Here is a 23,859-nt window from a genome sequence, read left to right on the forward strand (position 1 = left end):
AAGTGCTGGCGTGCAGCCCTCGTGTGGAGACACCATGAATTCACTTACTCATTTCCTGGGTGCCTTTGCGCATGGCAGCAACCGAGTCGCCATTTTTGTAGCCGAAATCGCGCTGGCTGCATTGATGCTTGCCTGCACCTACGGCGTTATCGCTCGCTATGTCTTTAACAGTCCCAGCATCTATATCACTGAAATATGTGTCTATTTGCTGCTGATCTGCTCCTGGCTGTCCATAGGCTGGGTCCATCTGGAAAACCGCCACGTCAGCGTGGAGGCTTTCCATCAGAAGTTTTCTCCACGCGGCCAGCGCCTGGCCTCCTGCGTGTCGCAACTGTGCATTCTGTTTTTCTGCTTGGTGCTGCTATGGGCCGGTATTTCGGTAGTGGAAACGGCCCTTGCCCGCAACTACCGCTCATCGTCCATGCTGCGTTTCCCCCTGTGGATGGCGTACGGCATGATTCCGCTGGGTGGTACTTTGCTGGGCCTGGCTGCCCTGCGCCAATTGTTCATTCCGAACCGCGTGGAATCCAACGACAGCATCAAGGAGTTCTGACATGGATTCCATGCTCATCTTCAGCCTGATGATGGCTTGCTTTGCCATCCTGATGGTCATCGGCACCCCCATCTTCGCCGCACTGGGTGTTGCCAGTATTTCCGGCATTTTAATGAAGTCCGGACTGGCCGGTCTGGACGTCATCCCCGCCACCTTGCACCGTGGCATGGCCAGCTATTCCCTGATCGCCATCCCGCTCTTTATCTTGATGGGCGAAGTCATTGCGCGAACCAGTATCGGCGGCAAGCTCTATCAGTTGTTTTACCTTTGGTTGAACCGTTTGCCCGGTGGTTTGGCAGTGGCCAGCATAGGCAGCTCGGCTGTGTTCGGTGCCATGAGCGGGGTCAGTGTGGCCGGTGCCGCCACCATTGGCCGCTTTGCCATTCCTGAAATGCTCAAGCGTGGCTACTCACCTAGCCTGTCTGGTGGCACCATTGCTGCCGCCGGTGCACTGGCCTTGCTGATTCCTCCCAGCATCGGCTTTGTGCTGTATGGCGAAATGGCGGACCAATCCATCGGCAAGTTGTTCATTGGTGCCTTGCTGCCGGCCCTGATGGTAACTGTCATGATGGTCATGTATGTCGTGTTCATTGCCATCTTCCGCCCCGAAGCTGCCCCTCGCAATGCCGAAACGGTAACTTGGGCGCAAAAGCTCGGTGCCCTGAAAGATATCTGGGCTGCCGCACTGCTGATTTTGCTGGTTCTGGGCACGATCTATCTGGGTATTGCCACCCCCACCGAAGCCGCTGGCATCGGCGCAACGGGAGCCTTTCTGATCGCCATGGCCTATGGCGAGATGAACTGGCGCACTGCACTGCAAATATTGCGCTCCACAGCCGTCACCAGCGGCATGATTTTGCTGATTCTGGCCGCAGCACTGCTGTTTGGCTACATCATGACGCGTCTGATGATTCCGCAAAAACTGGTTGCGCTGATTACCGCCTCGTCTCAGCCATCGTGGGTAATTTTAATATTCATTCTGCTGTTTCTTATTTTGATCGGCATGTTTCTGGATATTGTCTCTCTTATTCTAATTACCACCCCCGTTGTACTACCCGTTATTATTGCTCTGGGCTACGACCCATTGTGGTTTGGCATCGTCATGATTATTGCCTGCGAAATGGCCGTCATTACACCGCCGGTGGGATTGAATTTATACGTCATCAAAGGTATTGCTCCGCAGATCTCATTGCAGCAGATTACACGTGGCGCGCTGCCCTTTGTCGCCCTGGAAATTGTGGCGATTATCATCTTGACGATATTTCCAGAAATCATTCTTTGGCTACCTAGAAAACTTTAAAAACAAAAACCCGCGCCATGCGGGTTTTTATTTATTTCCATCCACGTTTTTTACGATGGCAGCATAATATTTAACTGCTTTTCCACTTTCCATTTCTATCCCAGAATCAATAACTGGAGGAAACAGATATGGATAAGAAAAACATTACCGAATCACCGCTCAAAGGGATCAAAGTCCTGGAGCTGGGTTCGCTGATTGCCGGCCCTTATGCCGGTAGCTTGCTGGCCCAATTCGGGGCCGATGTCATCAAGATCGAACCGCCCGGCAAGGGCGATCCGCTGCGCCGCTGGCGGCAGTTGCATAAGGACACCTCGCTGTGGTGGCGTGTGCAAAGCCGCAACAAGCGTTCCATTGCGCTGGATCTGCGCCAGCCCGAAGGCCAGGAAATTGCCCGTGAACTGGCTTTACAAAGCGATATTGTCATTGAAAATTTCCGCCCTGGTGTGCTGGAGCACTGGGGCCTGGGCTGGGAAACACTGCATGCACTGAACCCGCGCCTGATCATGGTGCGCGTCTCCGGCTATGGGCAGGACGGCCCTTATCACCGCCGCCCTGGCTTTGCAGCCATCGCAGAATGTATGGGTGGCCTGCGGTATGGCACCGGCTATCCGGATCGCCCCCCCGTACGAGCCGGTGTCAGCCTGGGCGATACGCTGGCTTCACTGTACGGCACCATAGGCGCGCTGCTGGCCATGCACCATCTGCGCCAGGAAGGGGGACAAGGCCAAATGATTGATGTGGCCTTATATGAATCCGTCTTTGCCATCATGGAAAGCCTGATTCCAGACTATCAACTGAACGGCCATCAACGCGAACGCACTGGAGCCAGCTTGCCCGGTATCGCCCCGTCCAACACCTACCCCACCGGCGATGGTAAATGGGTGGTGATTGCCGCCAACAGCGATGCCATCTTCATCCGTTTGATGCAGGCCATGGACCGTCCCGATCTGGCCCACGATCCGCGCTTGTCCGACAACGCCGGACGTGTGGAACACAGCGCCATGCTGGACCAGACCATTGGCGACTGGACCGGCGGCCGCAGCCTGGAAGAGGTACTGGGCGTGCTGGATCAGGCTGAAGTTCCCAGCGGCAGTATCTACACCGCCGCCGACATTCTGGATGACCCGCACTACCAGGCTCGCGGCATGCTGGAAACACACACGCTGCAAGACGGCCAGGAACTGACCATCCCCGGCATTGTGCCCAAGCTTAGCCGCAGCCCCGGTGCCACCCAATGGTTGGGGCCAGAGTTGGGCGAACACACCGATAGCATCCTGCAAGAACTAGGCATCAGCCCGGAGCGCCGCCAAGCCCTGCGTGAACAAGGAACCGTGGAATGAGTACCGTATTGATCACCGACGTCACCTTGCGAGACGGCCTGCAAATCGTGCCACGCTGGGTGCCTACGCCGGACAAGCTGCGTATCGCACAAGCGCTGCCTCAATGCGGCGTGCGCAAGATCGAGCTGACGTCCTTTACTTCACCCAAAGCCATTCCATCCCTGGCAGATGCCGATGAGCTGGCCAGCCTGACTACACGCGCCCCTCAGGTCTGCTACACCGCGCTGGTCCCCAACCTGCGTGGGGCACAGCGCGCCTTGGCAGCCCGTATGAACGAGCTGAATTTTGTGTTTTCAGCCTCTGAAGCGCATAACCAGACCAACCTGCGCATGAACATTACACAATCGCTGGTCCAGTTGGAGCAGGTACTGGAGGCAGCAGGCAAGACGCCGGTCAACGTATCCCTGTCCACCGCTTTTGGCTGCCCCTTTACTGGCCCCGTCGCCCCCGCACATGTCATTAGCTTGATACAGCAAGTGCAGCGCATGGGAGCCAGTTCCATCAGCCTGTGCGATACCACTGGCATGGGTTCACCTGTAGAGGTAGAGCGCCTGACCCAAGCCGCCTTGAGTTTGTATGGCGAGCAGGGCGTCACCGGCCATTTTCATGACACCCGCGGGCTGGCACTGGCCAATGCCTGGGCGGCGTACCGTGAAGGCGGGCGTCGTTTCGATGCGGCTTTGGCCGGTTTGGGCGGTTGCCCTTATGCCCCTGGTGCCAGCGGCAATGCCAGCCTGGAAGATCTGGCGCATATGTTCCAGATCAGCGGCGTGGACACAGGCTTGAATCTGGAAGCGCTCCAGCCTTTAGCCGAAGAAATCGCGGCTCTGACGCAAGAGCCTATTCAAAGTCGCCTGCACAAAGCCGGGCCGGCCTATGCCTTGAAAGTGTGCCAACCATGAACACAGCCCGTACCCTGTTTCAAAAGCTCTGGGATACACATCGCGTTGCGGCGGTAGACAATGAGCATGATCTGATCTACATAGACCGTCAGTTGTTGTACGAAGTCACCAGTCCGCAAGCCTTCGAGAGTTTGCGCTTGGCCGGACGCTCGGTGCGTCGCCCCGACACCGCGCTGACGACGGTGGACCACAACGTGCCCACCCGCCGCCGCAATCAGCGTCTGGAAGATCCGTTGGCCCAAGCGCAGATCGACCAGATGGAAATCAATAGCCGGGAGTTTGGCCTGCGCTACTTTGGGCTGGATGACGAGCGCCAAGGCATCATCCACGTGATCGGACCCGAACAAGGCATGACCTTGCCCGGTTCCAGCATTGTGGCTGGCGATTCCCACACCAGCACACATGGCGCGTTTGCCGCCTTGGCCTTTGGCATTGGCACCTCCGAGGTGGAGCATGTTCTGGCCACGCAGTGCCTGGCCACAAAGCGCATGCGCAGCCTGCAAATAGACGTGCAAGGCGAACTGCCTGCCACCAGCACCGCCAAGGATCTGATCCTGCACGTCATTGCCCACATGGGCACGGACGGCGGGCGGGACTGCGCCATTGAATTTACCGGTCCGGCCATCCGGGCCTTGTCCATGGAAGGGCGCATGACCTTGTGCAATATGGCGATCGAAGCGGGTGCCCGTATTGGCTTGGTCGCCGTGGACGACAAGACCCTGGACTATGTGCGCGGCCGTCCCTTGGCACCGAAAGGACAGGCATGGGACAAGGCGGAACAATACTGGCGCACGCTGATCAGCGATGAGGGTTGCCAATACGATCAGCACCTGCAAATCGACGCCGCACAAGTCGCCCCCACCGTGACCTGGGGCACGTCCCCCGATATGGCGGCGGCCATCGACCAGCTTGTGCCTGATCCATTAGCAGCCGCCACGGGTAAACAGGCTGATGCTCAACGCGCCTTGAACTATATGGATCTGCAGGCCGGCCAACCGCTGGCAGGCATCGCCGTAGACCGGGTGTTTATTGGCTCCTGTACCAACGCTCGCATTGAAGACCTGCGTAGCGCTGCGGCCATGGTCAAAGGCAAGCGCGTAGCCAGCACGGTGCGGCAAGCCTTGGTGGTCCCCGGCTCGGGACTGGTACGCCGTCAGGCCGAGCAGGAAGGCTTGGACCAGGTATTCACGCAAGCCGGTTTTGAATGGCGCGAGCCGGGCTGCTCCATGTGCCTAGGCATGAACGAAGACCGTCTAAATCCGGGCGAGCGCTGCGCCTCCACCTCCAACCGTAACTTCGAGGGCAGGCAGGGCGCCTTGGGACGCACACACCTGATGAGCCCCGCCATGGCTGCTGCCGCCGCAATTGCAGGCCATCTTGTCGATATCCGCCACTGGGACGCCGTATGAACACAGCTTTTACTTCCGTGCGCTCGCGCCTGATTGCGCTGGACCGCGCCAATGTGGATACCGACGCGATCTTGCCCAAGCAGTACATGACCTCCTTGTCGCGTACCGGCTTTGGGCAATATGCCTTCGACAACTGGCGTTACGCCGATATTGGCTACCCTGGCAAACCGCTGGCCGAGCGTGAGCCGATCAACAGTTTTTGTCTGCATCAGCCCAGCGCACAAGGGGCACGAATTCTGCTGGGACGCGAGAATTTTGGCTGCGGGTCCAGCCGTGAACACGCGGTCTGGGCACTGAAGGATTTGGGCATTGCGGTGCTGATCGCCCCTTCATTTGCCGACATCTTCCGCAATAACTGCTTTAAAAACGGCATGTTGCCCATACAACTGGCTGCGGAGCAGATTGATGCCTTATTCACTGCTGTCACGCACAATCCGTGGGGTGAATGGACGGTGGATCTGCAAGCCTGCATGGTGATCGGTCCCGACCAGCACATCCGTTTTCAGGTGGAACCAGAACGTCGCCACCGCCTGCTGCTGGCGCTGGACGACATTAGCGTGACGGAACAGAAAATGGATCAGATCCAGGCTTACGAACAGAAACGCCGGAAACAGGAACCCTGGTTATTTAGCTAAGGACGATAGATAAAGGGGGCAGTCGCGGAAGGGGACTTCCACCGCTGCCTACCTGCCTCCCGCCCTGGCAGTCGCAGTCGCAGTCGCAGTCGCAGTCGCAGTCGCAGTCGCAGTCGCAGTCGCAGTCGCAGTCGCAGTCGCAGTCGCAGTCGCAGTCGCAGTCGCAGTCGCAGTCGCAGTCGCAGTCGACAAGTATCGAAACACAGCTCAAGCCAGTTCAGGCCAAAAATAAAACAATTTCTTGAGCCGCTCCCTTATAGCCGGGAGTCATCACCGCTCCTCTGCCTTCCCCTTGCCAAGCAAACATCGCCTGTTTTGCCAAAATTGCTCCACGGGACGCATTCCCACCGTCGAGTCAGACGTGCCACGATTTTGCTCAAAAATCCCCCTGAAACCCTAATTCCGGCGCGATTTCGGAGCAAAATCGACTGCATCGTCTCCTTATACCCTTAAGTTTATTAGGGTCGTTTTTATATCACAAAGCCACCTAACTGCTTGAACCCCCTACAAGCAGATGCTACAAATGAAACATTAATGAGAATCATTTATATTTAGATTACAAATTCATGCGTATTTCTTATCTTGTTGGCCTGAGCCTGCTCAGTGCGGGCAGCAGTTGGGCACAATCCTCCGATGCTCCCCCGGTTACGTCTTTGTCCACTATTGAAGTCAAAGCCAGCGAATACATTGATTTGCCGCCTGCGTACGAAGGCAATCATGTCGCTACCGGCGGCAATCTGGGTTTGCTGGGCAACCGGGATGTCATGAACACCCCCTTTAGCACCATCAACTACACCAGCGACTACATCGAGGACCTGCAAGGCCAGGAACTGCGCATTCTGATCAGCAAGAACGACCCTTCCGTGCAGACACCCGGTGCAGGTGGAACAGGTGGGAAAGACACTCTGTATATACGGGGTTTCCGTGCCGGTGACGTGTCTCTAAATGGTTTGCAAGGTTTGACCAGTGGCCGCCGCGTGATGGCCATCGCAGAGCGTTTAGAAATTCTCAAAGGCCCCTCTGCCGTTCTGAACGGCATGAATGCCAGCAATGATGTGGGTGGCTCGATCAATCTGGTGACCAAGCGCGCCACGGACGATCCCATTAGCAACGTCACCCTGTCCTACATCCAGCCCTCCCAATTCGGGACGCATCTGGATCTGGGCCGCCGTTTCGGTCAATCCAATGAACTGGGCCTGCGCTTGAATGGCGTGTTCAAGGACGGCGAGGGCGTGGTGGATCACCGTACCAATCGTGACAAACTGATCTCGCTGGGAGCGGACTACCGTCTGGGATCGCTCAAGTTGTCCGCCGACCTGTATCACCTGGAAGAGTACATTTCCGGCCTGAATCGAGGTGTGCGTCTGGCCAAGGGTCTGGACAAGAACCCACTGCCTACGCCTCACAAAGGCGATGTCTTGTTGGGTGTCCCTTGGGCTGCCGGCCTGACGCGTGAAACCACGGCGCTGATCCGTGCAGACTGGGCTGCCAGCGACCAGCTGGCCCTGTACGGTTCGGCGGGTTACAGCAAGTCCGAGATGAACAACTACAACACCAAGGGCAGCACCTTGCTGAACGAGCAAGGGGACCTGAAGCTGGCCGCGACTCGGCGCAACAATACTGGCTACAACCTGGCTGCCAATACCGGCCTGTTCTACAGCTTTGACACCGGCTCGGTGCAGCACACCATCAGCGCCGGGCTGGACTGGAATCGTAAAAGCTCGCGCAGCGACAACACCTCCATCAAGGGCTGGTCCGAGACCATCAATATCTATGATCCGGACTACCCGGCACGCCCTTATGTCCCCATGAATGGGCTAAGTGCGCCTAACGTCAGCTATTTGTACAGTGCAGCGCTGGCCGATACCCTGTCTTTTGCAGACGGCAAATATCAGTTGACCCTGGGTCTGCGCCAGCAATGGGTCAGCACCAAGGATAAAAGCGGCAAAAGCGATAATTACCGCAAGAACGCCCTGACACCCACTATTGCCGGTGTCTGGCAACTGCAGGACGACTGGATGCTGTACGCCAACTATGCCGAAGGTCTAACCCAGGGCATGATTGTGGGCGACGACTACGCCAACGAAGGTCAAGTCTTCGCCCCCCAGAAAACACGCCAATACGAGATCGGGATGAAGTACGACAGTGGCGACTACGCACTGACCGCCGCCCTGTTCGACATTACCCAGCCCAATAGCTACGAGAGCAATGAGCGCTTCAATGGCAAGCCCAACTTGAGCTACGACGGTCGTCAGCGCAACCGAGGCGTGGAAGTACAGGTGTTTGGCCAGATTGCCAAGAACTGGCGCCTGACTGGCGGTATCGCCTACCTGGATCCGAAAATCCGCAAGGCCAGCAACCCGGATACCGAAGGGCGTAGCGCCGTTGGCCTGTCCCGCTGGGTTGCCAAGGCCGGGATTGAATGGGACACCCCCTTTGTTCAAGGCCTGACCTTAAATGCCAATCTGCACACCCAGTCCAAGCAATATGCCAACGCCAGCAACAGTTACTACATGCCGGGCGTGACCACTTATGACCTGGGCATGCGCTACAAAACACGTTTTGCCGGCAAGGAAGTGACCTTGCGCGCCAGCCTGGAAAACGTAGGCAATAAAGCCTACTGGGTCGTGCCTTTAAGCAATGGCCAAGGCTCACCACGTACCTTCCTGGCTTCGGCCACCATGAAATTCTAAATAGACCAACAACAACCCTGCGATCCAGTGACTCCGTCTGGATGGCAGGCGCTAACTTTGCTTTTGCAGGGCCTGTTCATGCGTGTATGCAGGCCCTGTTTTTTTTATTGTTTCCAAGGTCTTGCCAAGTATCTTGAGCCTGCTGTGGCTGTCGCCCTAGACTCCCGCCGCTGCCCGCATCTTGCGCTGTGAAGCCGGTGCCAAACCTTCCGCCTCCCGGTACTTGGCCACTGTACGGCGCGCCAACGTCAAGCCCTGAGCCTGCAAGAGATCGGTAATCTGCTGGTCCGACAAAGGCTTGGCCGGTGGCTCGTCACGAATCATCTGTACAATCTGCGCCCGCACCGAAGCAGCGGACATATCGGCCTTGCCATCCACACTGGCCAAGGCCACGGTAAAGAACTGTTTAAGCTCCATCACCCCATGCGGCGTCTGCATGTACTTTTGCCGCGTTGCACGCGAAATCGTCGACTCATGCAAATCTAGTTCAGCCGCCAGATCGGCCAACTGCATGGGTTTCAAGGCCGACACACCCTGCGTGAAGAAATCCTGCTGCATCTGCACGATCGCTTGTGCTACGCGCAAAATCGTCACAAAGCGACTGTTGACGCTGCGCAGCAAGCCGGTCGCTTTTTGGCGCTCTGCCAATAAGGCTGGGTGCGCTTCAATTTCATAATCGTGCAGGTTCACCAGTTGCAGGCGCGGTACAGCCAGGGGATTCAAGGCCGCCTGCCAGCTATCCTTGCCACGAATCAGCAAGACGTCCGGCACGACATACGCCGAGACATTCTGTGTCCAGGCACGCCCCGGCTTGGGGTCCAGTTTCAGGATCAAATGATGGGCCCGCTCCACCAGCTCGGCCGGATAGAGGCCTGCACAGCGCTGACGCAGTTGACTGGGCGAGGCCAGAACGCCGACATGCTCACGCACCAGATAGCGGGCGCAATCAAACAAGGCGGGCTCCAGTTGCTGGGCCTGTTGCATCAGTTGCAAGCTCAGGCACTCGGCCAGATCCCGCGCACCGACACCGGCCGGGTCCAAAGACTGCACCTGTGCCAGCGCGCAGCGCAAATCACTTTCATCAATATCCAGCTCAGCGGGCAGGCAGGCCAGCACCTCGTCCAAAGAGACGGGCAGGTAGCCGTTATCGTCCAGCTCGTCGATTAACAACTGTGCCAGGACCCGGTCACGGTCGCTCAAACGCAACAATCCCAACTGCTCGCTTAGATAAGCAGCCAGGTCCTGATCAATGGCCGATTCGGGGGACCAATCAGGGTCATGCGAATCCCCTTGGTGCTTGGGAAACTCCAGACTCGCCCACGAGGATTCCGCCTCGCCCGAAGCGGCTTCGGGCAATGGCTCGGCGGCGACATCCATCTGCACGTCCAAACGTTCCAGCAAAGGGTTGTCCAGCAAAGCTTGAGCCAACTCCTGCTCCAGCTCGGCCCCCGATAGCTGCAACACTTTAATAGACTGTTGCAATTGCGGCGTCAAAACCAGCGTTTGCTGCTGGCGTAAATCTAGTGACTGACGCGTAAGCATAGGTACAATCGTTTCCATGAAAACTGACAACGCCCAGACACCCACCGCCAACGATAGTCAGGCTCTGCGTAGCACTCTGTTCAAGCTGTGCGCCACAGCCACTATTATCTGCACCGTCATCACTGTCGTAGTAGCCATTATCTGGTGGGACCTTCTCAACCGTCTTATCAGCTTCGGGCGTGGCCTGGATTACTCTGGCCTGCAGGCCTTGAGCATTCAAAACCTGGCGCTGATCAAACAATACAACCCGTTTTTCTGGTGGACGGTAGTGGGCGTCATAACGCTCATTATTGCCTATCTTTTGTATGGCTTTATACAAAGGGTCATGCAACGCAACCAGCAACGCATTATCGACGAGTCCACCGTGGCTCAGTTAGCCCGATCGCTCAGCCGTCCGGCCCGTGAAGTCATTTTGTGGTGCTGGCCCGATCAGCGCAGCCCTTTGACTGTGGGTGATTTACAACGCGCCTATAGCGAGTTGCGCGCTGGCCGCTTTGGCAAGATCGAACTGGCCGAGCAACAAAGCCGCCTGTTACAGGCCGACTATGAGCGCCAAGAACCACAAACCTGACACTTGCCTTCCTGTTTCTTTTGTGTTTGACTAACGGTCATGACTCACGCACGCCAACTCTCCTACGCTTGCCAAGGTTTCAGCCCCGCCGCTGAAGCAACCTTGTCGCGTTCCGTGCGTGAAGGCCGTTCCTCGGCCCCTGCCTCCATCCTATCCCAGCTGCTACTACTAGCGTCCGGTTGCCGGGCCTAGTGTCCTGTGGCAGTTCGGCAGCCAATACTCAGCCACATCTACGTCATTTGTGCCGCCACCGGCCTACGTAAATGCTGCAATCGCTGGTGACGGCAAGAAGTAATCAACACTTTTTGTCCGACAGGTATCCCCATGGCAATGCTGAAAAACCCCTCTCAAAAGTATCGTCCTTTTGTCGCCTTTGATCGCGACTTCGCCGAGCGCACCTGGCCGTCCAAGCGCATTACCAAAGCGCCCATCTGGATGAGCACTGACTTGCGTGACGGCAATCAGTCCCTGATCGAGCCCATGAACGTGGCTCGCAAACTGCGCTTTTTCGAGCAACTCGTCAAAATCGGTTTCAAGGAAATCGAGGTCGGTTTCCCTTCCGCATCGCAGACCGACTTCGATTTCGTTCGCAAGCTGATCGACGAAAACCGTATCCCTGAAGACGTCACCATCATCGTCTTGACGCAATCGCGTGAAGACCTGATCAAGCGCACAGTCGAAGCCGCTGCGGGCGCCAAACGCGCCATCATTCACTTGTACAACGCATGTGCGCCGGCCTTTCGCAAGGTCGTCTTTAACTTGAGCAAGGACGAGATCAAGGAAATTGCCTTGACCGGTACACGTCTGGTCAAAAGCGAAGTGGCCAAGTACCCGCAAACCCAATGGGGCTACGAGTACTCGCCCGAAGTGTTCAGCACCACCGAGCCTGAATTCGCTCTGGACGTGTGTAATGCGGTGGTGAAAGCCTGGGACCCAGCCGCCGACGAGCGCGTCATTTTGAACTTGCCCGCCACCATTGAGGCCACCACGCCCAATATGTACGCCGACCAGATCGAGTGGATGCACAACAATCTGGAGCAACGCAGCAACGTGACCCTGAGCGTACACCCGCACAATGACCGTGGCACGGCAGTAGCGGCTGCTGAACTGGCCGTGATGGCGGGCGCAGACCGTATCGAAGGCTGCTTGTTCGGTAGCGGCGAGCGCACCGGCAACGTCTGCCTGGTGACCTTGGCCCTGAACCTGTACACCCAGGGTGTGAACCCTGAGCTGGACTTCTCGGACATCGACGAAGTGCGCCGCACCGCCGAGTACTGCAACCAGTTGCCCGTGCACCCACGCCATCCTTACGCGGGCGACCTGGTGTTTACCGCCTTCTCCGGCTCCCACCAGGACGCCATCAAGAAAGGCTTGGCACAGCAAAAATCCGACGAACTGTGGGAAGTGCCTTACTTGCCAATCGACCCGGCCGACCTGGGCCGCAGCTACGATGCGGTTATTCGCGTCAACAGCCAGTCAGGCAAGGGCGGTGTGTCCTACCTGCTGGAACAAGAGCACGGTCTGGTCTTGCCACGCCGCATGCAAATCGAATTCAGCCGTGCCATTCAGCGCGTGACCGATTCTTCCGGCAAGGAAGTAACACCTGCAGATGTGTACGGCATTTTCGAGTCCGAATACCTGAACTGCAAAAAGCACTACAAGCTGCTCAAGCACAACATCATCAGCCAGCCGCACGCCGACAGCGGCCAGCAATTCACGATTGAAGTGGATGTGGAACACGACGGTCAGGTTCGCACCTTGAAGGGGTCGGGCGAAGGCGCGATCTCTGCCTTTGTGAATGCTTTGGATATGTCCATCAAGATCATGGACTACAACGAACACGCCATTGGTTCCGGTGCGGAAACCCGCGCTGCCGCTTACGTGGAAATGCGTATCGGTGACAGTCCATCGGGCTTTGGTGTGGGCGTTCACGCCGACATCGTGACATCCTCCTTCCTGGCGATCTTGAGCGCGGTTAACCGCCACACCATCGCCCAGCAAGAAGCTGAAGCGACCACCGCCTAACGATCTTTATGTCGCGACTGGGGTGGTGATCCCACTCCAGCGCCCGCCCGGCCCATCCCGGCCGCGCCTGACCCGCTTTCGCAGCCCGACTTATCGTCGCTCTGCCTGCAACCCGCCCACAAGGCGGGTTTTTCGTGGGCGCAGCATGACTGCTCATCTCAACACGCGGCAAACCCAGCAACGAAGTGCAACCCGCATCAACAATGGCGCAAACATCCACCTTGGCTTGGCTTGGCTTGGCTTGGCTTGGCTTGGCTTGGCTTGGCTTGGCTTGGCTTGGCTTGGCTTGGCTTGGCTTGGCTTGGCAACAGAGCGTAGGGGAAATATCCTCAGCCTTTGTTATTTCGCGTCAACGCAACCAGCCATGCCTTCAATAGCTTGATTGCCCTTAACCGCAGTCAACCTGCAAACGGCTGAAGTCTTTGGCCCGTAATTTATCGTCCTCGATAAAAGCCATGAGGCGTGCACCATCCTGCCAGCACCAATGCAGTTTTTCGTGCGACTGTACGGTCAGCAAAGAGCGCCAGCGCGATTGACTTGGATGCTCCACCTGATTGGGCGTAGGGTCATAAGCCAGGCTGTCCCAGGAAGGACGGCCCAACAGATAGTCGCCAGGCAAATCACCGTTTTCTTCCAGCTTATCGAACCAGTCGTAGAGTTCCTCGAAAGGCACTGGCCAATCCTGACGCAGTTCTTCATGACGCGGAATGTCGATGCAGTTTTCAAACTGCAGCGCCCAGCTACGGGTACTCCAGCGGTGGGGCGCCTGGATCTCCTGAAAACCGCTGGTGTCTGGCCAGTAGTAAGCCTTGAGGTAGTCTTGGTCACGCCAGAAAATGGCATCGTCTTCATCGAAACCGTAGAACAGTGACAGCAGGCCGCTGCTGGGCAAATCAGCCGGGCGATCCGGCCCCTTGGGCAATTCCGCGAAGTTGATCTGGCCAACAAACAGATAATGGCCGTCAGGATGCTCGGGCCAGGTAAAACCGGGAGGCACCATAGGTTGACCACCAAAACGACTTTGCAAGGGCTGGCCCTTGTCCTTACCCAAATGGATAGCCACCGCTGGCTGCGCCAAATCCAGGAAATACTGTTTATGCGCTTGCAGCAGCGGCGAGGCATCAAGGTGTTTTTCTAGCGTTTTGAGATCCATATTGCTTCGGGTGACAGGGTTGCTGACTATGCCGGCTAAGGCCAAGTCTGAATCTGCTGGATTGTAATAAGCCCTTGGGGACTGAGCCTATGCATTGTGTAACTGGAGCTCAGGCAGGAACAAGGCTAGGCCGACAGCCGTTCAAATGATTAAGGTATACCTGCCCCGTGTAGTGGCGCTGGCAGCGGCAATAACGGCGATGATGACGGTGACGGTGGCTATGGCTGTGGCTGTGGCTGTGGCTGTGACTGTGACTGTGACTGTGACTGTGACTGTGACTGTGACTGTGACGGCAGCATCAACTGCAAACCAACCGCCTTACAAGCCCAAAAGCATTCAAAAAAACATAAAAAAACCGGCCCTACAGAGCCGGTTTTCCATTGCCTTGGCCTGATCAGTACGTGACCGCCAAACCCGGCAAATCCACGGTGACCTGCATGGAACCCACCGCTTGCAAGCAATGGCGTGCAAATTCCTGGGCGCGTTCATCGTCCTGCGACAGCATCGTATAACCCATGGCATCAGCCACGCCCATGATTTTGTCCAACAACAGGACTTTGCCGCTGGCTCGCAGGGGTTCACAGCCCAGCTCTTGCCAGGTGCGATCGAACCAGTCGCGCGATTGCTTGCCGCTTTCCGGATCAATGGTTTGTATAGGAGTGACCAGCTCTATGTGCTGGCGAGGACTAAAGATCACAAGCACCATAGCGCTCATAGACGATCTCCGAAAAAAAATAGATCAACTCTGGAGCTTAAGCAAAGAAGGCCTACCAAATTGTCGGCAGGCCGACATTCCAGGGACTACCAGGAACTATCTGCCGGTTCCCACATGACCGGCACGCCGGTGTTATTTGCCTGGCGCAACATATCCAGCAAAGGATAGGCGCGTTGGCTGAAGCTGACGACCTGGGACATCGGGTGTTCCTTTTCCTCGTCTTCGTCCTCGTGGGGCGAATGCTTGTTTTCCCGGTCTTGCCCAATCGCTCGTTCAATATTGCCAATGGCTTCGGACAATTGCTCTGCCGTGAACACACCACGCTCGGGCAAACCATCGGGGTAGGAGCGCCCTGCGGCCCGGAGAATAGGCATGGCATGTTCGGAGAACATCAGCACATCGGCGGCGGCTTTGCTTTTAAAGACGACTAGCATACGGTTTCTCCTTATGGATCTTTGTGTTTCCGATTCGACTTTCAGGATACACACCCCTGCAAGATAGCAGGATTTTCCCCGTCTTGGAGAGTCCTTCATGCCTGCCGCATTCCTGCCTTGGCTAATCTTGCTCTTGATCACCTGCCCATCCCTGGCCTGGTCACAAAGCTCGCTTGAATGTCCCTTGCCCCCGTCATCCACCCGCTGCGCGCCAGCAGCCGCCTTAGGGGAACAGGGCGAACCCGCAGCCGATATGGGTTTGCTCAATCCAGTGGACTTGCTGAGCGGGCAGAAATACCAAAGCGATACCGACTTACCGCTAAGCCAAGCCTGGCCTTTGCTGCAATTGCAGCGTCACTGGAATGGGTGGGGGCGCAATCCTACGCCGACGCTGGGACACACAGGTTGGGCCTTGAGTTACGACCTGCAATTGCGGCAGCAAGGACATGCCCTGTTCATGCCGGATGGACGACAGACCCGCTTGTACCCACCGGCACACGTGCAAAGTAAGGGCTGGTTCTGGCAAGGCCCGAATGGGTTGATTCTGAGGTTTGACGAGCAGGGCTGGCTAATCCATGTGCGTGTTTCGACACAGCAGTGGCTGGATATAGAACGCTTTCCCGGCACGCATCCGCAGGCGTATGCGGTTAAGACTGTGCGTAATCATTTGGGCCAAACGCTGGTGTTTGAATGGCAAAGCCAAGTGCAGGAGCAGGCGTCGCCACAGGGGCAAGGGCAAAACCAAGCTCAGGTTCAGACTCCAAGACAAGCTCAATCCCACACCAAAACCAGGCCCCTAGCCAATGTCACAACGGCGGTAAGAGCAGCGGAAACGGCAGCAACTGCGACAGTGGCGATGGCGATGGTCACAACCACGCCAACAGCCACAGCCACAGCCACAGCCACAGCCACAGCCACAGCCACAGCCACAGCCACAGCCACAGCCATCAGTATTAAAACCCCAGCCGGGCCGTTTCGCCTGCTTCTGGAACAGCACGACCAACAAGTCTGGCTGGCCGGCGTCAGCCGACCCGATGGCATGCAGCGCCTCTACCATCCAGCCCCCGCGCCTTGGTCGAATCGTTTAGGCGGCAGCAGCCTGCAAGCGCCTGGACAAGCTGCCCAGTCAGTACAGCAATGGGAATACGACACCCAAGGCCGAGTCAGCCGTCTGATCTCTCATGCCTTCAATCAGGACTGGACGGCACACTATGGGCCGAACCTGAGTGAATGGTCCATCGGCACAGAACGACATCGCTTCCATTACCGCGACTATCAAGGCCAGCAGCGGCTACAAAAACTGGAAAGCCGCTTGTGCGAGGACTGCCCGGCCTATAGCACGCGATGGCAGTACGATCCGCAAGGACGCTGGTTGCAGGCTGGGCCGTGGACAGCGCAGCGCCGTACAAATGGAACGGTGTCACGGCTGGAGCAAAAGCAGGGTGGCTGGGGGTCGCTAAGCCTAGGGCTTGATGAAAAAGGGCGCTTGCAACGGTGGGCGTCCAGCCAGCATGGAAGCGAAGCCCGCTACTGGAGCCCGGATGGCAAGCTGACGCGCATTGACTACGCAGAAGAAGGCTCGCTTCAGATTCACTACGATCAGCAGGGGCGCTTGAGCCGTCTTGAACACCAACAAGGCCATGAAGTTGAACGCAGTGAACTGGACTGGTTGGGGCCTGGCGCGCTACGTATTCGTCACCCCACGGAAACACAATGGCTGAAGTTACGATCGGGTTTATTACAAGAACGTCGCCTGGAGCGTAGCCATAGCCCTGGGCAAAACTGGACCGATCGCTTTGAGTATGACGAGCAGCGTAGGCTGACGCTGCACTCACTGCCGGAAGGCGGACAACTACGCTACCGCTGGGATGCTCATGGACGTCTACAGTCTCTGGAATGGATCCAGCAAACCGGGCAAGTCCAGACTGTCATCCACGCACAAGAGGTGGGCTATGCCTGGGGCAATGGCCTACAACTGATCAGCCATGCGAACAGCACTGGTCAAGCTGTGGATGCAATGCTTTTGCAGCCGGATGGCAAACCTGCCTGGACACAAACCCGCCGCCTGGATGCACAAGGAAATGTACTGGAGGACCGCCACGACTACCCGCTGCTACAGCAAATACGCCATTGGTTTTTGCACTACGACGCCCAGAACCGGATGATTGCCTTGCGTCAAGGCAAGACAGAATCAGAACAATGGCTGGCCTGGAGCCACAGCGGCGCACTTGCTGCGCGCTACCCGAAGCCAGCCGCTTCCATTCAGCGTTCCTCCACCGGCACGGCGAAAGCCGTCGGAGCCTTGAATCTGGACTACGGCCCCAACCGTCGCTTACGGCGCGTGCACACGGCCAACTCCACCCTGGTCGAGTACCGGCACGATGCCTTTGGCCAGCGCATCTGGCGCAAGCAAGGCAATCAAGAGCGCGCTTTCTTCTTTCACGGCCAGCAATTAATGGCTGAACTGGATTTAGCCGCTGCGCCCGGCCAGCTCATTTCCCGGCGCTATCTGTATGCCGGGCTGACGCCCGTAGGGATGATTGTTTATCAACCAGATGGGCAAGGGCAGTTGTACTACCTGCATAGTGATTTGATGGGCGCCGTCCGACTGATTAGCGACCACCAAACCCGGCCAATCTGGGCCGCAGATCTGAACCCGTTGGGAAAGGCCGAGCCTTTACTCGAAACGCTGGAATTCAACTTACGCCTGCCGGGGCAGTATGCAGAGTCCGCTACCGGCTGGCACGACAATCTGCTGCGTACCTATCTCCCCGATCGCGGTCACTATCTGGAAGCGGACCCGTTGGGCCCGTGGCCGCACACCCAGGCAGTGGGCTATGCCCAGCAACAGCCCTTGCGCCATATTGATCCCACCGGCCTGCTGCTGTTCGCGTTTGATGGCACACGGCAAGCCCCCATCACCAACAGCAATGTCTGGAAACTGTCGCAGTTGTATCAGGATGGGGCGGTGCATTACAGCGAGGGTCCCGGCAATCCTGTGAGCACGGATCTGGATGCGCTGACGGCGTGGCGAGCAGGTCGCATTCTGGAGGCGCAATGGAACCGCTTTCTGAACCGCATGCAGGAGCAGGGGCCCGCAGCTCGCGCCGTACCGGTGGACTTGCTGGGTTTTTCACGGGGAGCAGCGCTGGCCAGAGACTTTTCCAATCGCATTTTGGACTACACCCAGCAAGGCTGGTTTGTGCTGAATGATTCGCAGCGTGGGGCCATCCGGGCCTGCATCACCCCCCGCTTTCTAGGGCTTTTCGATACGGTGGCGCAATTTGGGCTGGGCGGCTGGAGCAACTCTCAATACCGATTGGGCGTCTCGCAAGCCTGGAATTGGGTGGCCCACGCCGTAGCAATGCACGAACACCGCGTGCTCTTTCCCTTAAGCGGCTTGGCCCAGGCCATGAACACAGTGGAAATGCCTTTTATCGGCGCTCATAGCCAGATAGGTGGTGGTGTACTGCCCGATGACAACAGCATCAGCGACCTGGACAAAGTGGCCCTGGCCTGGATGCACTGGCAAGCCACCGCCGCCGGCTTGACGCTGGCCGAACTGCCTCAAACCGATCTGCAGATCAGGCATCCCATCTTGCAGGACATGCGTACACCCGGACTGCGTCTGAGCACACAGGGAGTACGCCGCGTTGACTACCACGACCAGGGTCAGGATCTGCTGTATCAGGACTCGCACCCTGCCTTGGGCCGACAGGTGCGCAACACCCTGGAAAACCTGATCACACGCTTTAATGACTGGCGCCTGCGCGGTGACAATCAAGTAGGCTGGGTAGACATGGATGCTTACGATGCGTGGCTACATAACCACCTGGGATGGGAACGCTAGGGTGCTTGAAAAGAATTTGGCGTCAAATCACGCTATCATGTGGGGCTATCCGGCGGGCCAATGTCGCGCCTTCCATCTGAGGCGAGATCAACTCGCCCCAGTTGTCTTTCTACCAATCCAGACCTTTCCTATGCTTGCTGAGCAACAATCTCAATTAATCGCCTGCCTACAGGCTGCCGTCCGTGCCATCTTGCCCCAGGCTGAACCCAACATCACGCTGGAGCGCCCCAAAGTGGCTGCGCACGGTGATGCCGCCTGCAATATTGCCATGCAATTGGCTAAACCCGCCGGTCGTAACCCGCGCGAGTTGGCTCAGCAAATCGTCGATACCCTGTTGGCCGATCCGAACGCCGCTGCTTTGCTGGCAGGCGCGGAAATTGCCGGCCCGGGCTTTATCAACTTTCGTCTGTCCACGGCCACCCATCAGGCCGTCCTGAAGACTATTGCCGAGCAAGGCGATAACTTTGGCCACGTTGCTCCTACCCAGGAAAAACTGATGGTGGAGTTCGTGTCGGCCAACCCGACCGGCCCCTTGCACGTGGGCCACGCCCGCCAAGCGGCGCTGGGCGACTCCCTGTGCCGCGTATTCAGCTCGCAAGGCTACGACGTTACCCGCGAGTTCTACTACAACGACGCCGGTAACCAGATCGACAACCTGACCACCAGCGTGCATGCCCGTGCTCGTGGCATCGAGCCCGACAGCGAGCAATTCCCCGCTGACGGCTACAAGGGCGACTACATTCTGGATATCGCCCGCGACTATCAGGCCGGTGCAACCGTTCAGGCTGCCGATGGCGCCTCTGTCACCGCCAGTGGTGATCTGGACAATCTGGAAGACATCCGCCGCTTCGCCGTGGCCTACCTGCGCCGCGAACAGGATCTGGACTTGCAGGCTTTCGGCCTGAAGTTCGACAACTTCTATCTGGAAAGCTCGCTGTACACCTCCGGCAAGGTTGAAAAAACCGTGCAGGCCCTGATCGACGCCGGTCACACCTACGAGCTGGACGGCGCGCTGTGGCTGCGCACCACGGAACTGGGCACAGGCGACGACAAAGACCGCGTGATGCGTAAATCCGAAGGCGGCTACACCTACTTCGTGCCGGACGTGGCCTATCACGTGGCCAAGTGGGAGCGCGGCTTCCACCACGCCATCAATATTCAGGGCTCCGACCACCACGGCACCATTGCCCGTGTACGCGCTGGTCTGCAAGGTCTGGGCCTGGGTATCCCCAAGGAATTTCCGGCCTACATCCTGCACAAGATGGTCAAAGTCATGCGCAATGGCCAGGAGGTGAAAATCTCCAAACGCGCAGGCAGCTACGTCACCTTGCGTGACCTGATCGAATGGGTAGGCCAGGACGCCGTGCGCTTTTTCCTGATCCAGCGCCGTGCCGACTCCGAATTCGTATTCGATATCGATCTGGCCCTGTCCAAGAGCGAAGAAAACCCGGTTTACTACATCCAGTACGCACATGCCCGTATCAACTCCGTGTTGAACCAGTCGGCAGAACTGTTGGATCAAGTGCCTCAGGCCGACATCACGCCTTTGACCGCCCCCACCGAGATCGCTCTGATGCAACGCCTGTCCGAATACCCCAATGTGCTGGCCCAATCCGCTCGCGAACTGGCCCCTCACCACATTGCTTTCTGGCTACGCGACTGCGCTGCGGACTTCCACTCCTGGTACAACGCCGAGCGCGTGTCGGTCGACGACACGGCCTTACGTCTGGCCCGTCTGCGCCTGGCCCAGGCCTGCGCCCAGGTCATTCGTAATGGTCTGAACCTGCTGGGTGTGTCCGCACCCGAACGTATGTAAACCCATAGGCAGATATGGCAAGAGCACGTAAAAAATCCAGTAGTTCCGGCGGTACCTATACCGGCATTCTGATTGGCCTGATTCTGGGTCTGGGCGCGGCGGTGGCCGTCGCCCTGTTTGTCACCAAAGTACCCATGCCCTTTGTGGACAAGGCCAGCCGGGACAAACCAACCGTTGCCTTGCCTGAAGGGCGAGACTTGCTGGACCCGAACCGGGGTCTGTATGGCAGCTCCAGCGGGCAGACGCCTGCGCCGGGCGACACCATCCCCGGATTGACCTTGCCACCGGCCAATTTGCCCAGCATCTCTTCCAAGCCTGCCGCTCCGGATGCCTTGGGTGATTTGATTGCCACCCTGCCTGCCATGGGTACGGAACCAGCCCGTCAGCCAGAGGCTCGCACTACCGCTCCTGCCGTAACACCACCAGCCACAACACCTGCCGCACCAAGCACTCCGGCACCGGCCACCAGCAAACCGGCTACACCGACACCTGCTGCGCCCCCGGCGCCCGCCAAGCCAGCCACCACATCCACCCCCTACTACCTGCAAGCAGGTGCATTTCGCAACAATGCGGATGCCGAAGCCATGAAAGCCCGCTTGTTGATGTTGGGTTTTAATGCCTCGGTACAAAGTGCCCAGGTCAATGGCGGCACGATAAACCGGGTACGCCTGGGTCCCTTCAAAGGCATAGACGAAATGAACCGGGCTCGCAGCCGTCTGGCCGAGGAAAAAATTGATAGCTCGGTGGTACGGCCCTGAACAAGTTGCACCCTGGGTAGGCCCAAGGTGAACTTTTCCGCCATTGCACAGGTCATAGACCTCATCTTCCCCCTTAAGGAAATTGATTCATGAAGCTGAACGCATTGTTTGTACGATCCCTGGTCGGTGCCAGTCTGTTGGCTGGGGCGACTTTGTTGCCCGCCACCAGCGCGCTGGCTCAACAAGCCAACCAGGGCTACGTCACCCTGCCTGCGGCTCAGCCCTCGGACAGCGTCGGTAAAACCGAAGTGCTGGAGTTTTTCTCCTACAGCTGCCCACACTGCGCCATCCTGGAACCCAAGGTCGAAACCTGGGCCAAGACCCTGCCAGACAATGTCGTGCTGCGCCGTGTGCCTGTCGCCTTCAATGCCGGCATGACCGATCTGCAAAAGCTGTACTACACCCTGGAAGCCATGGACCGTCTGGACCTGCACCCCAAGGTGTTTGAAGCTATTCATCAAAAGCGTGAGCGCATTTTTGATGCCAAGACCATCACGGCCTGGGCTGCCAAACAAGGCGTAGACAAGGCTCGTTTCGAGCAGACCTTCAACTCCTTTGGCGTACAGACCAAGGCCAATAAAGCCAACGAACTGTCCAACACCTACCAGATCCAGGGCACACCTAGTCTGGCTGTGGGCGGCAAGTTCGTGACTTCGCCGGCACTGGCCAATGGCTACGACGAAAGCATCAGCAAGGCTCAAGAGCTGCTGAAAATGGTCACCAATCGCTAATTGGCGCTCTGGCTGAGCCATACGGCCAAGGGCCCTCAAGACTGGATTCGTTCCGGTTTTGAGGGCCCTTGGTGTTTCTATATCTGTGATCTATTAGCTGCCGATAGCTCGTCAGTCATTCGATAACAGCGGCTTACAAGAAGGTACGGGATTCCAACGTCATTGCAAGTCTGAGCCAGTTATTAAAGCCAGGGTGCGTCCCTGGCTAGAGCAGTCAGTTAAAGGCCTAAGCCTGCGCCGCCTTTTCAAAAGCCTGTGCCAAGTCTGCACATAAATCCTTGGTCGATTCCAGGCCGATATGCAGGCGCACCAGGCTGTCCTGGCTTTCTTGCCAATAGCTGTGGCCGCTTAAAAATGCGGTATCCACCAGTTGCACCAGGCTTTCAAAGCCACCCCAGGAAAAGCCGATACCAAACAGCGTCAGGGCATCCACAAACACACGAGCCTGCGCATTGTTCAGTCGCAGTTGCACCGACAACATGCCATTAGAGCCGGTGCAGTCGCGTTGCCACAAAGCATGGCCCGGATCTTGAGGCCAAGCCGGGTGATAAATACGGCTAACTTCAGGGCGGCTATCCAGAAACTGACACACGGCCAGCGCATTGGCGGCGCTTTCACGCATACGGATGGGCAGGGTACGTGCACCACGCAGGGCCAGCCAGGCATCGTCCGCACTGATGGAAAAGCCCAGCGCATAATGGTTATCGTGCAGGCGTTTGTTGATGGCAGGGTCGGTGGACATGACTGCCCCCAACATCAAATCGGAGTGGCCTGCCACGTACTTGGTACCCGCCACGATAGACACATCAAAGCCCAATTCCAGTGGACGGTAGATATAGCCCGAGCCCCAGGTATTGTCGGTGACCAGCAGCAAATCATGCTTGCGACCAAACTCGGCCAAGGCGGGCATATCCAGCATCTGCATCAGCAAGGAACCGGGTGATTCCACATACACCATGCGGGTGTTGTCCTGTAGATGACGGGTCATTTCCTCGGGAGTCGGTGCGCAGAATGTAGCCTGTATACCCATGCGACGCAGCACGGTTTTTTCCAGATAGCGCACCGGGCCATACGCACTGTCGGCAATCAGCACGTGATCGCCCGAGTCCAGCAAGGCCAACAAACCCAAGGTAATGGCCGCCATACCCGACGGCGCCAGCAAGGCCTGGGTGGCAGACTCCAACTGACAGAACACCTGTTCCAGCGCGGCATGGGTATCCATACCCGAGCGCCCGTAAGTGACCGAACGTTTTTCAGGATCTGCCTTGTCAGCCTGAGCCCGATCCAGAGCGTCCAGATTACGAAAGCGCACCGTACTGGTGCGCATGATGGGCACGGCCACTGGCGCGGCATCCGTATGCGGATCGAACGGGGCCAGACCCGTGTGTTGCAGGGCAGTATCCAGGGCGAGATCAGAGCTCATAGTGTCGGC

The 23,859-nt window shown here is 57.5% G+C and carries 19 protein-coding genes; 14 read left to right on the top strand and 5 right to left on the bottom strand.

What is annotated here, in order from left to right; genetic code table 11:
• Nucleotides 1–34: 34 nt before the first annotated feature.
• From AC6I6N_RS13435 to AC6I6N_RS13465, 7 genes are all read left to right on the top strand, one after another.
• Nucleotides 35–553: a TRAP transporter small permease gene (locus AC6I6N_RS13435; RefSeq protein WP_094195256.1), complete on the top strand. Its 519-nt coding sequence runs from the start codon at nt 35–37 to the stop codon at nt 551–553.
• A 1-nt stretch (nt 554) separates the two neighbouring features.
• Nucleotides 555–1,853, top strand: a complete 1,299-nt coding sequence (locus AC6I6N_RS13440) for a TRAP transporter large permease (RefSeq protein ID WP_321269216.1) — start codon at nt 555–557, stop codon at nt 1,851–1,853.
• 128 nt (nt 1,854–1,981) lie between these two features.
• The gene (locus AC6I6N_RS13445) at nt 1,982–3,193 is read left to right on the top strand and encodes a CaiB/BaiF CoA transferase family protein (RefSeq protein ID WP_497943561.1); all 1,212 of its coding nucleotides are present in this window, start codon (nt 1,982–1,984) and stop codon (nt 3,191–3,193) included.
• Nucleotides 3,190–4,095 carry a hydroxymethylglutaryl-CoA lyase gene (locus AC6I6N_RS13450; RefSeq protein WP_497943562.1) on the top strand — a complete coding sequence of 302 codons (906 nt, stop codon included), beginning with the start codon at nt 3,190–3,192 and terminating at the stop codon, nt 4,093–4,095. The genes AC6I6N_RS13445 and AC6I6N_RS13450 overlap by 4 nt, the downstream gene beginning before the upstream one ends.
• A complete protein-coding gene (gene leuC, locus AC6I6N_RS13455; RefSeq protein ID WP_497943563.1) occupies nt 4,092–5,504 on the top strand; it encodes a 3-isopropylmalate dehydratase large subunit in 1,413 nt (470 codons plus the stop codon). Before AC6I6N_RS13450 ends, leuC begins: the two co-directional genes overlap by 4 nt.
• A complete protein-coding gene (gene leuD, locus AC6I6N_RS13460) occupies nt 5,501–6,139 on the top strand; it encodes a 3-isopropylmalate dehydratase small subunit (RefSeq protein ID WP_497943564.1) in 639 nt (212 codons plus the stop codon). The genes leuC and leuD overlap by 4 nt, the downstream gene beginning before the upstream one ends.
• A gap of 566 nt (nt 6,140–6,705) precedes the next feature.
• Nucleotides 6,706–8,832 (top strand): TonB-dependent receptor, encoded by a 2,127-nt coding sequence (locus AC6I6N_RS13465; protein WP_497943565.1) that lies wholly within the window; start codon nt 6,706–6,708, stop codon nt 8,830–8,832.
• 156 nt (nt 8,833–8,988) lie between these two features.
• Here the strand turns inward: AC6I6N_RS13465 and rpoN are convergent, their stop codons facing one another.
• On the bottom strand, nt 8,989–10,374 hold the full coding sequence (rpoN, locus tag AC6I6N_RS13470; protein ID WP_094198227.1) for an RNA polymerase factor sigma-54: 1,386 nt from the start codon (nt 10,372–10,374) through the stop codon (nt 8,989–8,991).
• Between the two features lie 16 nt (nt 10,375–10,390).
• Between rpoN and AC6I6N_RS13475 the strand changes: the two genes are divergently transcribed.
• From AC6I6N_RS13475 to leuA, 3 genes are all read left to right on the top strand, one after another.
• Entirely contained in the window at nt 10,391–10,945 is a 555-nt protein-coding gene (locus tag AC6I6N_RS13475; protein WP_094195249.1) for a hypothetical protein, read from the top strand.
• Nucleotides 10,946–10,984: 39 nt separating this feature from the next.
• The gene (locus AC6I6N_RS13480; protein WP_159063885.1) at nt 10,985–11,137 is read left to right on the top strand and encodes a hypothetical protein; all 153 of its coding nucleotides are present in this window, start codon (nt 10,985–10,987) and stop codon (nt 11,135–11,137) included.
• Nucleotides 11,138–11,275: 138 nt separating this feature from the next.
• Nucleotides 11,276–12,970, top strand: coding sequence for a 2-isopropylmalate synthase (leuA, locus tag AC6I6N_RS13485; RefSeq protein ID WP_199827894.1), 1,695 nt, complete (start codon nt 11,276–11,278; stop codon nt 12,968–12,970).
• Between the two features lie 388 nt (nt 12,971–13,358).
• Here leuA and AC6I6N_RS13490 read toward each other — a convergent pair whose 3' ends face one another.
• The 3 genes from AC6I6N_RS13490 to AC6I6N_RS13500 form a co-directional block, all read right to left on the bottom strand.
• Nucleotides 13,359–14,123, bottom strand: coding sequence for a YwqG family protein (locus AC6I6N_RS13490; RefSeq protein WP_121737680.1), 765 nt, complete (start codon nt 14,121–14,123; stop codon nt 13,359–13,361).
• Nucleotides 14,124–14,517: 394 nt separating this feature from the next.
• Nucleotides 14,518–14,838, bottom strand: coding sequence for a hypothetical protein (locus tag AC6I6N_RS13495; protein WP_094195247.1), 321 nt, complete (start codon nt 14,836–14,838; stop codon nt 14,518–14,520).
• An 86-nt stretch (nt 14,839–14,924) separates the two neighbouring features.
• Complete coding sequence (locus AC6I6N_RS13500) at nt 14,925–15,272, bottom strand: DUF1840 domain-containing protein (protein WP_094195246.1); 348 nt, start codon at nt 15,270–15,272, stop codon at nt 14,925–14,927.
• Nucleotides 15,273–15,369: 97 nt separating this feature from the next.
• Here AC6I6N_RS13500 and AC6I6N_RS13505 point away from each other — a divergent pair, with 97 nt between their 5' ends.
• The 4 genes from AC6I6N_RS13505 to AC6I6N_RS13520 all read left to right on the top strand — a co-directional run bounded on the left by AC6I6N_RS13505 (nt 15,370) and on the right by AC6I6N_RS13520 (nt 22,427).
• Nucleotides 15,370–19,122 (top strand): phospholipase effector Tle1 domain-containing protein, encoded by a 3,753-nt coding sequence (locus AC6I6N_RS13505; protein WP_497943566.1) that lies wholly within the window; start codon nt 15,370–15,372, stop codon nt 19,120–19,122.
• Between the two features lie 130 nt (nt 19,123–19,252).
• A complete protein-coding gene (argS, locus tag AC6I6N_RS13510; RefSeq protein ID WP_094195244.1) occupies nt 19,253–20,938 on the top strand; it encodes an arginine--tRNA ligase in 1,686 nt (561 codons plus the stop codon).
• A 14-nt stretch (nt 20,939–20,952) separates the two neighbouring features.
• The gene (locus AC6I6N_RS13515) at nt 20,953–21,696 is read left to right on the top strand and encodes an SPOR domain-containing protein (RefSeq protein ID WP_125277889.1); all 744 of its coding nucleotides are present in this window, start codon (nt 20,953–20,955) and stop codon (nt 21,694–21,696) included.
• Nucleotides 21,697–21,785: 89 nt separating this feature from the next.
• Entirely contained in the window at nt 21,786–22,427 is a 642-nt protein-coding gene (locus AC6I6N_RS13520; protein ID WP_094195242.1) for a thiol:disulfide interchange protein DsbA/DsbL, read from the top strand.
• Between the two features lie 226 nt (nt 22,428–22,653).
• On the opposite strand, the gene metC is transcribed toward AC6I6N_RS13520, so the two are convergent.
• Nucleotides 22,654–23,850, bottom strand: coding sequence for a cystathionine beta-lyase (gene metC, locus AC6I6N_RS13525; protein WP_230019500.1), 1,197 nt, complete (start codon nt 23,848–23,850; stop codon nt 22,654–22,656).
• Between the last annotated feature and the right edge of the window lie 9 nt (nt 23,851–23,859).

This window comes from Alcaligenes sp. LTN-3, assembly GCF_059735605.1.

Bases quoted from the DNA above. Each gene is read 5' to 3' on its own strand.
- leuC (WP_497943563.1), top strand. From the start codon at position 4,092: ATGAACACAGCCCGTACCCTGTTTCAAAAGCTCTGGGATACACATCGC.
- AC6I6N_RS13440 (WP_321269216.1), top strand. From the start codon at position 555: ATGGATTCCATGCTCATCTTCAGCCTGATGATGGCTTGCTTTGCCATC.
- AC6I6N_RS13435 (WP_094195256.1), top strand. From the start codon at position 35: ATGAATTCACTTACTCATTTCCTGGGTGCCTTTGCGCATGGCAGCAAC.
- AC6I6N_RS13475 (WP_094195249.1), top strand. From the start codon at position 10,391: ATGAAAACTGACAACGCCCAGACACCCACCGCCAACGATAGTCAGGCT.
- argS (WP_094195244.1), top strand. From the start codon at position 19,253: ATGCTTGCTGAGCAACAATCTCAATTAATCGCCTGCCTACAGGCTGCC.
- AC6I6N_RS13450 (WP_497943562.1), top strand. From the start codon at position 3,190: ATGAGTACCGTATTGATCACCGACGTCACCTTGCGAGACGGCCTGCAA.
- AC6I6N_RS13490 (WP_121737680.1), bottom strand. From the start codon at position 14,123: ATGGATCTCAAAACGCTAGAAAAACACCTTGATGCCTCGCCGCTGCTG.
- AC6I6N_RS13465 (WP_497943565.1), top strand. From the start codon at position 6,706: ATGCGTATTTCTTATCTTGTTGGCCTGAGCCTGCTCAGTGCGGGCAGC.
- leuD (WP_497943564.1), top strand. From the start codon at position 5,501: ATGAACACAGCTTTTACTTCCGTGCGCTCGCGCCTGATTGCGCTGGAC.
- AC6I6N_RS13445 (WP_497943561.1), top strand. From the start codon at position 1,982: ATGGATAAGAAAAACATTACCGAATCACCGCTCAAAGGGATCAAAGTC.
- rpoN (WP_094198227.1), bottom strand. From the start codon at position 10,374: ATGCTTACGCGTCAGTCACTAGATTTACGCCAGCAGCAAACGCTGGTT.
- AC6I6N_RS13500 (WP_094195246.1), bottom strand. From the start codon at position 15,272: ATGCTAGTCGTCTTTAAAAGCAAAGCCGCCGCCGATGTGCTGATGTTC.
- leuA (WP_199827894.1), top strand. From the start codon at position 11,276: ATGCTGAAAAACCCCTCTCAAAAGTATCGTCCTTTTGTCGCCTTTGAT.
- AC6I6N_RS13520 (WP_094195242.1), top strand. From the start codon at position 21,786: ATGAAGCTGAACGCATTGTTTGTACGATCCCTGGTCGGTGCCAGTCTG.
- AC6I6N_RS13515 (WP_125277889.1), top strand. From the start codon at position 20,953: ATGGCAAGAGCACGTAAAAAATCCAGTAGTTCCGGCGGTACCTATACC.
- AC6I6N_RS13480 (WP_159063885.1), top strand. From the start codon at position 10,985: ATGACTCACGCACGCCAACTCTCCTACGCTTGCCAAGGTTTCAGCCCC.
- AC6I6N_RS13505 (WP_497943566.1), top strand. From the start codon at position 15,370: ATGCCTGCCGCATTCCTGCCTTGGCTAATCTTGCTCTTGATCACCTGC.
- metC (WP_230019500.1), bottom strand. From the start codon at position 23,850: ATGAGCTCTGATCTCGCCCTGGATACTGCCCTGCAACACACGGGTCTG.
- AC6I6N_RS13495 (WP_094195247.1), bottom strand. From the start codon at position 14,838: ATGAGCGCTATGGTGCTTGTGATCTTTAGTCCTCGCCAGCACATAGAG.